This window comes from Sphingosinicella ginsenosidimutans (assembly GCF_007995055.1).
Taxonomy (GTDB): domain Bacteria; phylum Pseudomonadota; class Alphaproteobacteria; order Sphingomonadales; family Sphingomonadaceae; genus Allosphingosinicella; species Allosphingosinicella ginsenosidimutans.
In genome coordinates this window covers 1,996,317-2,008,747 of record NZ_VOQQ01000001.1, presented here as the reverse complement: position 1 = coordinate 2,008,747, position 12,431 = coordinate 1,996,317, and the positions used below count along the sequence as shown (strand labels likewise).

The 12,431-nt window shown below is 68.5% G+C and carries 9 protein-coding genes; 2 read left to right on the top strand and 7 right to left on the bottom strand.

Annotated features, from left to right (window positions below):
• Nucleotides 1-10 precede the first annotated feature (10 nt).
• Genes FRZ32_RS10115 through FRZ32_RS10095 form a run of 5 tightly spaced genes read right to left on the bottom strand, consistent with a single transcriptional unit; the run spans nucleotide 11 to nucleotide 5,815 of the window.
• Nucleotides 11-475: a MarR family winged helix-turn-helix transcriptional regulator gene (locus FRZ32_RS10115; protein WP_147043388.1), complete on the bottom strand. Its 465-nt coding sequence runs from the start codon at nucleotides 473-475 to the stop codon at nucleotides 11-13.
• A 44-nt stretch (nucleotides 476-519) separates the two neighbouring features.
• Nucleotides 520-2,451: a sialate O-acetylesterase gene (locus FRZ32_RS10110; RefSeq protein WP_147043387.1), complete on the bottom strand. Its 1,932-nt coding sequence runs from the start codon at nucleotides 2,449-2,451 to the stop codon at nucleotides 520-522.
• Nucleotides 2,442-3,224, bottom strand: a complete 783-nt coding sequence (xylB, locus tag FRZ32_RS10105; protein ID WP_147043386.1) for a D-xylose 1-dehydrogenase — start codon at nucleotides 3,222-3,224, stop codon at nucleotides 2,442-2,444. Before xylB ends, FRZ32_RS10110 begins: the two co-directional genes overlap by 10 nt.
• A 6-nt stretch (nucleotides 3,225-3,230) precedes the next feature.
• On the bottom strand, nucleotides 3,231-4,667 hold the full coding sequence (locus FRZ32_RS10100) for an aldehyde dehydrogenase family protein (protein ID WP_147043385.1): 1,437 nt from the start codon (nucleotides 4,665-4,667) through the stop codon (nucleotides 3,231-3,233).
• Nucleotides 4,664-5,815, bottom strand: a complete 1,152-nt coding sequence (locus FRZ32_RS10095; RefSeq protein ID WP_147043384.1) for a fumarylacetoacetate hydrolase family protein — start codon at nucleotides 5,813-5,815, stop codon at nucleotides 4,664-4,666. Before FRZ32_RS10095 ends, FRZ32_RS10100 begins: the two co-directional genes overlap by 4 nt.
• A 337-nt stretch (nucleotides 5,816-6,152) precedes the next feature.
• On the opposite strand from FRZ32_RS10095, the gene FRZ32_RS10090 reads away from it, so the two are divergent.
• On the top strand, nucleotides 6,153-9,293 hold the full coding sequence (locus FRZ32_RS10090) for a TonB-dependent receptor (RefSeq protein ID WP_192901890.1): 3,141 nt from the start codon (nucleotides 6,153-6,155) through the stop codon (nucleotides 9,291-9,293).
• A 220-nt stretch (nucleotides 9,294-9,513) separates the two neighbouring features.
• Here the strand turns inward: FRZ32_RS10090 and FRZ32_RS10085 are convergent, their stop codons facing one another.
• Nucleotides 9,514-10,014 carry a FadR/GntR family transcriptional regulator gene (locus FRZ32_RS10085; RefSeq protein WP_147043382.1) on the bottom strand — a complete coding sequence of 167 codons (501 nt, stop codon included), beginning with the start codon at nucleotides 10,012-10,014 and terminating at the stop codon, nucleotides 9,514-9,516.
• A gap of 166 nt (nucleotides 10,015-10,180) precedes the next feature.
• Between FRZ32_RS10085 and FRZ32_RS10080 the strand changes: the two genes are divergently transcribed.
• On the top strand, nucleotides 10,181-11,422 hold the full coding sequence (locus FRZ32_RS10080) for an NAD(P)/FAD-dependent oxidoreductase (protein ID WP_147043381.1): 1,242 nt from the start codon (nucleotides 10,181-10,183) through the stop codon (nucleotides 11,420-11,422).
• On the opposite strand, the gene ispH is transcribed toward FRZ32_RS10080, so the two are convergent.
• A complete protein-coding gene (gene ispH / locus FRZ32_RS10075) occupies nucleotides 11,365-12,393 on the bottom strand; it encodes a 4-hydroxy-3-methylbut-2-enyl diphosphate reductase (RefSeq protein WP_147043380.1) in 1,029 nt (342 codons plus the stop codon). The two genes, FRZ32_RS10080 and ispH, sit on opposite strands and share 58 nt — an antisense overlap.
• Nucleotides 12,394-12,431 lie beyond the last annotated feature (38 nt).

Here is a 12,431-nt window from a genome sequence, read left to right as displayed (position 1 = left end):
GTGAGCGGCCTCAGCCGGCGGCGGCCTCCGCGTCGCGGCGAATGTCGATGAGCGCGGAGAGCGCCTGGCGCGCATGCAATTCCTTTTCCGCGCCGATCCGGGCGACGAGCTCGGCATCGATCGCCGCGCGCGCCGCCGCCTGCGTCTCGGCGGCCGCCTTGCCACGCTCGGTCAGCGTGATCGTGAGCCGGCGACGATCCTGGGGATCGGTCCGTCTGTCCAGATAGCCGCGCAGCACCAGCGCATCGACGAGCTGGCCCGCGACCTGTTTCGACACGCGAAGCTCGGCGATGATCTGGCTGAGCGGCGCCTCGCCGATTGCGAGCGCCCCGATCACATAGAGGCCGTTGCCGGGAATATCGTCATAGCCCGCCTCGATGAGCGCGCGGCGCATGGCGGCGGAATAAGTGGTGCGGGCGTGGCGGAGCAGGGCCGGGAAAGCGACCTGCAGCAGGGGGTGGGGCTCGGTATCCATTCACCCGCTTTACAGTCATCAATATTGATTGTCAATTATTTTTACTAATTGATCGGCAGCTCGAACGGACCGGGCGGCAGCGGCGCCTCGTCGTAGAGGTTGGTGACGGGGCTGTCGGCCCAGGCATAGCGCACGCGCGTGGCCGGCCGGCCGTCGGCGCGCAGGCGCACGGTCGATCCATCCGGGACGGCGTCGGCATAGCGGCAGCTGTCCTGGCTCGCGCCGCACAGTTCGAAGGCGATGGCGCGCGTGCTGCTCCAGCTCTGGAGCGCGCCGGTGACGCCGGTGAAGCGGACGACCACATCGTCCCCGTCGCGGCGCGCATCCACCGCCTCGGGCCCGGCCGGTGCGCTCGCCCCGTAAGCGAGATGCAACGCGGCGCGGGCGAGGCGCCGGCCGAGCTCCGGCTTGTTCGCGGGGTGGATGTCGAGCCGCTCGCCAAGGTCCATCGCGATCACCAGCGCCGCATGGGGATCGCGCGCGACGCCGATCCGCTGCTGCTCGCGAAGCTCGGCCCAGCCGCTCGCGACCGGATGGGTGGCGGACGGGCCGAAATTGGCGAGGCTCACGATCAGGAACGGAAGGTCCGGCCGGTCGAACTGCCGCCGCCACCCCGCCATCATCGCGGCGAGCCGATCGGCATAGCTGCCCGGCTGCCCGACATCGCTTTCGCCCTGATACCAGGCGACGCCGGCGAGGCCGAAATCGCGCAGTGGCGAAATCATGCCGTTGTGGATGAGGGTGAGGCCCATCGGCGCGTCCCAGGCCGGGCGCGGCGGCATGCCCGGATTGGGCGTCACGACACTGTATTGCCAACCCTCGCCGATCGCCTTCACCGTGCCGTCGGCAAGGGTGATGTTCAGCCGCTCGGCCGGCCCGGCGAGGCCGCCGGAGCCCGATCCGTCGAAGACGTTGACCAGGATCTCGTTCTCGCCCGCATGGAGCAGGCCCGCGGGGATTGGATATACGCGCGGCGTCTCCCAGGAATAGAGCCCGCCGACCGCGACCCCGTTGACGAAGGCCTCGTCCACCTCGTCGATCACGCCGAGCGAGAGCGTCGCGGCCTGCGCGGCTTCGGCGACGGTGAGCGTGAAGCGCTTTCGCATCCACACCATGCCATCGAAGCCGGCGAAGCGCGGATCGCCCCATTGCTCCCAATAGCGCATTGCGGGCACGGGCGACCAGGCAAGGCGGTCGCTCGCGTGCCAGGGCTCCGCGCCGGTGGCGTCGCCCCGCGCGTGCCGCCACCATGAAGCCCATTGCTCGCCAAAGGCAGCGTTCGCCGCTGCGGGGTCATGGCGATAGGACAGGAGCGCGCGATAGTCCGCACCGAGCGCCGCGCGCGCGCCCTCATCGTCCAGCCAGGCGCGGATCGGCGATCCGCCCCAGCTCGCATTGATCGCGCCGATCGCGACATCGGGATGCGCGGCCCGAAGCTCGCGCGCCATATAATAGCAGGCGGCCGAGAAATCGCCGACGCTGTCGGGCGTCGTGACGGCCCAGTTCACCGGCTGCGAGAAGGCCGCGGCCGGGGTGGGCGCGGTGACATGCGGAACGTTGAGGAGGCGCAGACCGGAATCGTTCGCCGCCTGCGTCTCGTTAAAGCTGTTGAGCGCGCGGCTGACCTGCAATTCCATGTTCGACTGGCCCGAGCAGAGCCAGACATCGCCGATCATCACGTCGCGCGCCTCGGCCGTGCCGGACGGCGCGGTGACGGTCAGCGTATAGGGGCCGCCCGCGGTCATGGCGGGCAAGGTGGCGCGCCAGCGGCCGTCGCGCCCGGCCGTGGCGGTCGCGCGCGCCTCGCCGAGCGCCACCGCGACGCGCTCGCCCGGCGCCGCTTCGCCCCACAGGGCGATCGGCCGTCCCCGCTGGAGCACCGCGTGATCGGAAAAGAGCTGGCCGAGATGCGGCTGCGCCGGCGCCGCCGACGCCAAAGCGAGGAGGACGAACGCGCCGAGCGCCTTCACAGCCATCCTGCGTCGACGAAATAGTTATGGCCGGTGACGAGTCGTGCGTCGTCGCTGGCGAGGAAGAGGATCATGGCGGCGATGTCTTCGGGCAGCAGGCGGCCGTCGAGCGCCTGGGCGGCGACGATCTCGGCCTCGCCCTCGGGCGTGTACCATCTGAGCTGGCGCGGCGTTCGCACATTGCCCGGCACCACGCAGTTGACCCGGATATTGTCGCCGCCAAGCTCGCGCGCCAGCGCCCGCGTCAGCCCCTCGATCCCCGCCTTCGCCACCTGGTAGAGCGCCAGATCCTCGATCCCGAGATGCCAGGAGATCGAGCCGAGATTGACGATCGCCCCACGCCCCTTCGCGCGCATCGGCCCGATCACCGATTGCGCGCAGAAGAACATGTGGCGAAGGTTCGTCTCCATCCGCTCGTTCCAATAGGCCTCGGTCACCTCCTCGAGCTTGTGGCGATCGTCATTGGCGGCATTGTTCACCAGCACGTCGAACCCGCCGTCGCGCGCGATCAGCGCCGCAATCTCCGCCTGCAGCGCGCCGATGTCGCGAAGATCGACCGGCCGGAAAAGCGGGCCGCGCCCCTCCCCCTTCGACAGCGACTCGACCAGCGCAAGCGACGGCTCCTCCTGGATGTCGAAAAAGGTCACGTCCGAACCCTGCCGGACGAACTCCCCCACAATCCCGGCCCCAATCCCCGAGCCACCGCCCGTCACCAGAACGCGACGGCCACGCAAGCTCGGATAAACCGCGCGCTGCGCCGCGGGGACGGGATCGGCCACTTTCGCTCAGCCCCCGATGTAGACGGTCTTGGTCTGCGTGTAGAATTCGATCGCCGCAAACCCCTGCTCGCGCGTGCCGTAGCTCGACTTGCGCGTGCCGCCGAAGGGCACGTGATAGTCGACCCCGGCGGTCGGCAGGTTCACCATCACCATGCCGGCGCGAACGTTTCGGCGGAAATGGCGGGCATGCTTCAGGCTGGTGGTGACGATGCCGGCGGAGAGGCCGAAATCGCCGCGATTGGCGACCGCAAGCGCCTCCTCATAATCCTTGACGCGGATCGTGCTGACGACCGGGCCGAACACTTCCTCGTTGTTGATCCGCATGTCGGGATTGGTGTCGGCGATCACCGCCGGGGACATGAAATAGCCGGGGTTGGCGAGGCTCAGGCGCTCGCCGCCGGTGACGAGGCGCCCGCCCTCCCCGGTCGCGACCTCGACATATTTGAGGTCCTGTTCGAGCTGGCTCTCGCTCACCACCGGGCCGATCTGGCTGGCGGGATCGAGCGCGTCGCCGACCTTGAGCGTGCGCGCCCGTTCCGCAAGCGCCTCGACGAAGCGATCGTGGATGCCCTCGGTCACGATGACGCGCGAGGAAGCGGTGCAGCGCTGGCCGGTGGAGAAGAAGCCGCCGTCGATCGCGATCGCGACGGCGCGGTCGAGCTCGGCATCGTCGAGCACGACGAGCGGGTTCTTGCCGCCCATTTCGAGCTGCACGCGCGCCTGGCGCTTCACCGCCGCTTCGGCCACCTTGCCGCCGACGAACTGCGAGCCGGTGAAGGACACCGCGTCGACGCCTTCATGGCCGACGATCGCGCCGCCGACGCCGCCCTCGCCGATCAGGAAGTTGAGCACGCCGGGAGGCGCGCCGCATTCGTGGATGATGTCGACGAGCGCCCAGGCCATGGCCGGCGTCGGGCTGGCCGGCTTCAGCACCACCGTATTGCCGAAGGCGAGCGCCGGGGCGGCCTTCCACGCGGGGATCGCGATCGGGAAGTTCCACGGCGTGATGAGACCGATCACGCCGAGCGGCTCGCGGTGCGTCTCGACGTCGATGCCGGGGCGGACCGAATCCAGCGTCTGGCCGTGGCGGCGGATCGCCTCGCCGGCGAAATAGCGGAAGATGCGCGCGGCGCGCATCACCTCGCCCTTGCCCTCGGGGAGCGTCTTGCCCTCCTCGCGCGAGAGCAGTTCGCCAAGCTCCGCCGCCCGCGCCATGATGGTCGAGGCGACCTTGTCGAGCAGATCGGCGCGCACCTCCGGCGTCGCCCCCGCCCAGGCCGGGAAGGCGGCGCGGGCGGCGTCGACCGCGGCATCGACCTCGGCCTGGCCGGCCGATGGATAGCGCGCGACGATCTCGCCGGTGTTGGAGGGATTGAGGCTTTCGCCCGCCGCCTGTGCGGTCACGCGCTCGCCATTGATGAAGTGGGTCAGTGTCTGGGTCATGCCTGGGCCTCCTGGCCCCCATTTGCGCCGATCAGTCCGCGCTTGGCCAGATTGTCGACGAGGGCACGGATCCCCGTCGTCCAGGGGGGCGCGTCCTTCGACGTCGTCACCCGGTTCTCAAGAACGCCGAGCCTGGGCGTCGAGATGCGAACGACATCACCGACCTTGTGGGTGAAGCCGCGCCCCGGCGTGTCGCGATCCTGGACCGGCGCGAACAGCGTGCCGAGGAACAGGACGAAGCCGTCGGGATAATCATGCTCGCTCATCGCCTGGCGGACCAGCTCGGCCGGCGGGCGGCTGATCTGGCTCATCGAGCTTGCCCCTTCGAGCCGGTAGCCCTCCGGCCCGTCGATCTCCAGCGCGATCTCGGCCTGCTCGACGTCCGCCATGGTGAAGCCGGCGTCGAACAGGCGGATCATCGGCCCCAGGGCGCAGGAGGCATTATTGTCCTTCGCCTTGCCGAGGAGCAATGCGCTGCGCCCCTCGAAGTCGCGCAGATTGACGTCGTTGCCGAGCGTCGCGCCGCGCGGGCGGCCGGCGCTGTCGGCGACGATCACCACCTCGGGCTCGGGATTGTTCCAGTGCGAATCCGAACGAACGCCAACCTCGGCGCCCCAGCCGACGGTGGAGAGGACCGGCGCCTTGGTGAAGATCTCGGCATCCGGCCCGATCGCAACCTCCAGATATTGCGACCACAGATCGCCGTCGATCAGCGCCGCCTTGAGCCGCGCCGCCGCCTCCGATCCAGGCACGACGGCGCGGATTTCCCCGCCGATCCGCGATTCGATGCGTTCGCGGATCTCGGCGGCAGCGGCGGCATCGCCGCGCGCGCGCTCCTCGATCACCCGCTCAAGCGCCGAAAGGGCGAAGGTGACGCCGGACGCCTTCACGACCTGCAGGTCGATCGGCGAAAGCAGGAACGGCCGCGCGCGATCCTGGCGCGCCGCGCGCGCGGCGAGCTCGGCGACGTCGAACAGGACCGGGCCGTCGAGACTCGCGGGGTCCGGATGCTCGATCAGGTGGCACATGGTCGGCGCGGCGCGCGAAACGTCGCGGACCTGTCCGCCGGCGACGATCACCGGGGTCGGCCCCTCGCCAAGATCGATCCGACCCGCCAGCAGCGCGGCGGACGCATCGACGGGCAGCATGTCTGGGATCTCGGATGCGCTCAACGCCCTTTGCCCTCTCAATATTTTATGCGCGATTGTTAGCGCTCACATGCAGCGGGCGGGGCCTTTCTGTCAAGGCGGGCGACTCGGCCGCGCGACGGCGCCGCGCCGCCCGATCCTGCACGCCTCACGAGCCTGCCTCCGATCATTCGTCCGGTCCGAAACCCCCGTCATCCTGTTTCAGATTGACAGGACAGCAGGTCCGAGTCACACCTTATGTGAGCGCTACCATTTTTGCGTCAACGAACGCAAAAGGAAGGGCCTGCCGGTTTCGATCGGTCAACAGTGCAAAATGCACGGGACAAGGGGAGGAATGATGACCAACGCGACCTCGCGCGTCACGCGCGTCCAGCTTCTGTTGCGCACTGCCACGATTCTGGCCAGCGGCATGATCGCCACCGCGGCCTTCGCGCAGAGTAGTGGGAGCGATCCCAATGCTGCGCAGCAAAATGGCCAGACGGGGGCGTCGGCCGCACCCGCCGACGATGCCATCATCGTGACCGGAATCCGCGCCAGCCTCAGCAACGCAGCGAACGCCAAGGAGAACAATGTCGGCTTCACCGAGTCGGTCTTCGCCGACGATATCGGCGACTTTCCCGACACCAACCTTGCCGAATCGTTCAACCGCGTGCCCGGCATCCAGATCAGCCGCGAGATCACCGGCGAGGGCCTCAACATCGCGATCCGCGGCCTCGGCACCAATTTCACCCGCGTGCTGCTCAACGGCGCGCCGGTCGCGATCGCATCGACCGGGCGAACCGACGCGCAGAGCACCAATCGCGAGGTCGATCTCGATCTCTTCCCGAGCGAGCTCTTCACCCAGCTGACGGTGAACAAGAGCGCGCTTGCCGACATGGTGGAGGGCGGCGCGGCCGGCACGGTGAACATGCGCACGGCGCGGCCGTTCGACAATCCCGGCCTCCACCTCAATTATTCGGCCGAGGCGACCAACAACAGCAACACGAGCCGCTGGGGCGGTCGCGGTTCGCTGGTCGCAAGCGGCACGTTCGGCAATTTCGGAATCCTCGCCGGCGTCGCCGCGGTCCGCAACGAAGTGCGCGTGCGCGGCTTCGAGACGATCGGCTGGACCAACCCGAACCTCACCGGCACGCAATGCCCCGTGGGCACGACCTGCAATACCACCGGCGGCGGCAACTGGACGATCCCCGCCACGGTCCCGGCCAGTGCCGGCAACGGGCTGACACCGGGCACGCCGATCGATGCGGCCTTCCTGCTCGCGAACAATCCGGGCGCGACGATCCAGCAGATCGACAACGGCATCATCCCGCGCCTCGGCCGTCCGTCCGACGAGTTCGGGAACAAGGACCGGATCAGCGGCGTGCTCAGCATGGAATGGCGGCCGAGCGACGATCTGCATTTCTATGTCGATTCGATGTTCGGGCGGCGCCACAACGATCTGCAGCGCATCGACATGAACTGGGTCGGCCGCAACGGCGCCGTCATCCCGCTCAACACCACCTATGATCGCACCGACTGCAGCCAGGGCTGCGTCGTCACCAGCGGCACCTACGCCAATTCCCAGTTCTTCCTGGAATATCGCCCGTTCATCGAGGACGTGCACTTCTGGGGCATCAATCCCGGAATGGAATGGCGGATCGGCGACCGGCTCCATTTCGACCTGCAGGGCAACTGGACCGAAAGCCGGTTCCACCGCGAATCGCCGAGCGTCGTCGTCATCACCCCGGCGAGCTCCGGAGTCACCGTCGACTATACCAACAATGGCGGCGTGCCGGATATCCAGACCAATGTCGATCTCAACGATCCGGCGAGCTTCGGCTGGCCGGGCGGCCGCGTGAACATCCAGGACGAGCGGCGAAGGACCCGCACGCGCGGCATCCGCGGCAACCTGCAATGGGGCGACAGCGACTTCAACATCCGAGTCGGCGCCGCCTATGACGACATCCAGCGTCGCATCCGCGCCTTCGACAACAGCCAAGCGTGGCAGAATGCGGTGTGCGGCGACAATCCGAGCGTGTTCCTGCCCAGCCCGAACACCCAGCCGCCCTGCCAGGGGCTGGACGTGGCCGGCGCGGCGCCGCCGGGCTATCCGACCTATCCAGGCTATACGGGCGGCCCGGTCACTTATGGCGGCTCGCTGATCCCGCAATCGGCACTCGCCTCGTTCCTGCGGCCGGGGCCGGACGGCTTCGTCACCGTCGACTGGGATCGTTTCCGCCAGGCCGCCAATTACGATCAGTTCCATGACAACGCGCCCGAATCCGGTGCCTCCAACACCGGCGCGAGCGGCGGCTTCGTTCGCGAGAAAACGCTCGGCGCCTATGGCGAGATCAACGGCGACACGACGCTTGGCGGCAATCGCCTGCGCTACAATGTCGGCGTTCGCTGGGTCCGGACCGACCAGACGATCGGCGGGCTCGTTTCCGTTCCCGATCCGCGCAATGCCGCCGATCCAGACGGCGCCGGCCCGCTTCCCGCGGGCTGCCCGGGCGCCGGTAACGTGCGCGACGGCGGCTGCTTCCCGAACGTAACCAATTTCGTCCTGACCGAGAACAGGTACGACAACTGGCTGCCGGCCGGGAACATCGCCTACAATCTCTCGGAGCGGGCGATCGTCCGGGTCGCCGCCTCGCGGACGATGACGCGGCCCGATCCGAACGCGATGCTGCCCGGTCTCAACTTCAGCTCGCCCTCGGCCGACGTCGGCACGCGCGGCAATCCGGCGCTTGAGCCCTACATCTCCGACAATCTCGACCTCGGCGTCGAATATTATATGGGGCATGGCGACTATGTCGCCGTGGCCGCCTTCCGAAAGACGATCACCGGCTTCACCAGCACCGGCACGACGACGGTCCCTTTCTCCGACCTCGCCGTCTATGGCGTGACTTTCGACACGCTGACGCCGACGCAGCAGGCGGCGATCACGTCGCGCGGTGGTCCCACCCAGGCGACCGTCGTGTTGCAGCAGCAGGTGAACGCCAGCGGCCAGCTCACCGTGAACGGCCTTGAGGGCACCTGGGTGCAGTCGCTGGACTTCCTGCTCGGCCGCTATCTCGGCGTTCGCGGCTTCGGCTTCAGCGTCAACGGCACGATCATCGACCAGAAGGGCACGGGCGCCGCACCGGCGGTCGCGCTCGGGGTCGCGCGCTATTCCTACAACGCGACGCTCTATTACGAGAATCACGGCATCAGCGCCCGGCTCTCGACGGTCTGGAACCAGGGGTCACGGCAATCGAACCTGAACCAGAACGGCATTCCGGCCGCGGCGATCTTCTCCGACGATTATCAGCAGTGGGATTTCTCCTCGCGCTTCGATCTCAACACGATCCTCGGCGCGCGCCACCTCCCGCAGCTGACCTTCGATGTCGTCAATATCTTCAAGGCGACCCAGCGTTCCTATTTCCAGTTCGAGAACGCGACCTTCACCTCCTACAATCCCGGCCGGACCATCATGGTCGGCATTCGCGGCCGGTTCTGAGCCCCCCTCCCGAACCCGGGAGAAGACTGGCGGCGCCTCCTTCGCGGGGGCGCCGCTTTTTCATTCCCTCGCCGCGATGTGAAAAGGACCACGGGGGATTCGCCACGAAGACCGCCATGATCCGGTCCCTCGCCGCCGTCCCCCCTGGTCGCCGCACCGCCGTCCCACGCCCGCTCGGCGACTTCGTGGCCCGGAGCGCGCCGGCGCCACGCAACGATCGCTAGAAGGAGACCGCGCTCCCCTTGAGCCGCGCCGCGCGGAGCATGTCGCCGATCGCCGAATCGAAATGCGCGCTCATCGCCATCGTCGCGGCGATCGGATCGCGGCGATGGATCGCATTGGCAACCGCCATGTGGCGCTCGACCATGATTCGGCGCTGCCCCTCGGTGGTCCGGGTGCGCCACGCGCTCGGCACCGCCACCTCCATCAAGGGATCGAACGACTGCACGATCTCGAGAAACAGGCGGTTGTGGCTCGCCCGTGCGACCGCCTCGTGAAAGGCGATATCGCTGCCGGTGACGGTGTCGACGTCTCCCGCCTCGCGGCCGATCGCTTCAGCGAGGGCAAGGATTTCGGCGGCTTCCTCGTCGGTCCGGGTCACCGCCGCGAGTTCCGCGGTGCGCAACTCGATCGTGCGCCGCACGTCCCAGATTTCAGGAACCGAAATCCTGGGATCGGATCGCGGGGGCTCGACGCCTTCGATCGTTGCCGTCCGGCTCATCTTACATCCCCGCTTGGAGGAGCGATCACAACATTACGCTCGGATGGAAACATGTTCAACGTTGCCAAGAGGTAAACCGACGCACGCTGGACTTCCGGATGTCGCGGAAGTCCGATAGGCCGGCCGCCGGGACAGGTGGAACGAGAGGAGCGGGCGCCCGGTGCCGATGGCGGGGTCACGAACGACGGGCTTCGACGTCTTGATCGTCGGCGGCGGCCATGCCGGCGCGCAGGCGGCGATCGCGCTTCGCCAGCACGGCTTTGAAGGGCGCATCGCCATCGTCGGCGCCGAGCCGCATCTGCCTTACGAGCGGCCGCCTCTATCGAAGGACTATCTGGCCGGGGAGAAGGGCTTCGAACGGCTGCTGATCCGGCCCGCGGGCTTCTGGGCGGAGCGGGAGGTGGAGATGCTGCTCGGCACGCCGGTCACGGCCGTCGATCCGGCCAGGCGGACGGCGACGCTCGCCGATGGGCGGACCCTGGGCTATCGCATCCTCGTCTGGGCCGCTGGGGGCGCGCCGCGGCGGCTGCGTTGTCCCGGCGCCGCGCTTGGCGGTGTCCACTATGTCCGTCATCGCGACGAGGTCGATCGGCTGCTCCACGAACTGGCCGACGCGCGCCGGATCGCGGTGATCGGCGGCGGCTATATCGGCCTCGAGACGGCGGCGGTGCTGCGGACGCTGGGGCGCGAGGTCGTCCTGGTCGAAGCGATGGATCGCCTGCTCGCCCGCGTCGCAGGCTTGCCCGTCTCCCGCTTCTACGAGGCCGAGCATCGCGCCCGCGGCGTGGACGTGCGTGTAGGCGCGATGGTGGAGGCGCTGACCGGAACAGGTGGTCGCATCGGCGGCGTCATGCTCACCGGCGGGGAGACCCTGCAGGCCGATCTCGCGATCGTCGGCATCGGCATCGATCCGGCGGTCGCCCCGCTGATCGCCGCCGGCGCAGAGGGGCGCGACGGCGTGGATGTCGACGCGAACGGCCGCACCAGCCTGCCTCATGTCTATGCGATCGGCGACTGCGCCGCCCATGCCAACCGCTTCGCCGGCGGCGCCCGCATCCGGCTGGAATCGGTCCAGAATGCCAATGACATGGCCAATGTGGTCGCGCGCACCATCCTTGGGCACGATGCGGCTTACGATGCGCTACCCTGGTTCTGGTCGAACCAATATGATCTGAAGCTCCAGACGATCGGCCTCTCCGCCGGCCATGACGAGGCCATCGTTCGCGGCGATCCGGCGGCGCGCAGCTTCTCGGTGATCTATCGGAAGAGCGGCCGCACGATCGCGCTCGACTGCGTCAATTCGGTCAGGGATTATGTCCAGGGGCGCAAGCTGATCCTGGAGGGCGGACTCTACGAGAGGGCGCGGCTGGCCGATGCCGCGGTCCCGCTCAAGGAGATTGCCGGATAATCGATCCGCACCGGCTTGAACGCCGCCGCCTCGGCCACCTGGCCGACTTCCTCGATCGTGAGGCGATAACGCGTCGCGAGCCGGGCGAGGATCGCATCGACCGTCTCCTCCGGCGTCGATGCGGCCGCCGTCACGGCGACCGTTCCGGCCTGCCGCAGCGCGTCGAGATCGAGCGCCCCGGCGCTCGCCACGAGCTGGACCGATGCACAGCCCGCGGCGCGCGCGACTTCGGCGAGGCGGCAGGCGTTGGACGAGAAATGCTCGCCGGCGACGATCACCGCGTCCGCCAGCGGGGCGAGCGCGCGGATCGCGGCCTGGCGGTTGGTCGTCGCATAGCAGATGTCGCTGCGCGGTGGCGCGGCGACGTCGGCATAGCGGGCGGTGAGCGCGGCGATCACCTCGGCCGCCTCGTCGACCGAATAGGTCGTCTGCACCGCATAGGCGATCGGGGCGTCGCCGGGGATGGACAGTGCCGCGACATCCTGCGCGCTCGCGACCACGCTCGCCGCACCGGCCGGAAGCTGGCCGATCGTCCCGACGATCTCGGGATGGCCGCGATGGCCGATGAGGATCACATGGCGACCCGAACGATGATGGCGCACCACCTCGCGGTGGACCTTGGCGACGAGCGGGCAGATCGCATCGAACCAGGTCAAGCCGCGCCGATCGGCCTCGGCGGCGACCACGGCGGGAATGCCGTGGGCGGACATGATGACGACGGCGCCTTGCGGCACCTCATCCAGCTCCTCGACGAAGATCGCCCCCTTCGCCTCGAGCGCGCGCACCACGGTGAGATTGTGGACGATCGCCCGGCGGACATAGACCGGCGCGCCATGGCGGGACAGCGCGGTTTCCACCGCCTCGATGGCCCGGCGAACCCCGGCGCAGAAGCCGCGCGGCGCCGCGAGCAGCACGCGAAGTGCCGGCAGGCTGCCGCCGGTTCCCGACGGAAGAGCGGCTGTCCAACCCATCGCATCCCCCCTCTCCGCCACTATGAAGTGAAAGCCGG

Bases quoted from the DNA above. Each gene is read 5' to 3' on its own strand.
- FRZ32_RS10115 (WP_147043388.1), bottom strand. From the start codon at position 475: ATGGATACCGAGCCCCACCCCCTGCTGCAGGTCGCTTTCCCGGCCCTG.
- FRZ32_RS10110 (WP_147043387.1), bottom strand. From the start codon at position 2,451: ATGGCTGTGAAGGCGCTCGGCGCGTTCGTCCTCCTCGCTTTGGCGTCG.
- FRZ32_RS10100 (WP_147043385.1), bottom strand. From the start codon at position 4,667: ATGACCCAGACACTGACCCACTTCATCAATGGCGAGCGCGTGACCGCA.
- FRZ32_RS10095 (WP_147043384.1), bottom strand. From the start codon at position 5,815: ATGCTGCCCGTCGATGCGTCCGCCGCGCTGCTGGCGGGTCGGATCGAT.
- FRZ32_RS10090 (WP_192901890.1), top strand. From the start codon at position 6,153: ATGACCAACGCGACCTCGCGCGTCACGCGCGTCCAGCTTCTGTTGCGC.
- FRZ32_RS10085 (WP_147043382.1), bottom strand. From the start codon at position 10,014: ATGAGCCGGACGGCAACGATCGAAGGCGTCGAGCCCCCGCGATCCGAT.
- FRZ32_RS10080 (WP_147043381.1), top strand. From the start codon at position 10,181: ATGGCGGGGTCACGAACGACGGGCTTCGACGTCTTGATCGTCGGCGGC.
- ispH (WP_147043380.1), bottom strand. From the start codon at position 12,393: ATGGGTTGGACAGCCGCTCTTCCGTCGGGAACCGGCGGCAGCCTGCCG.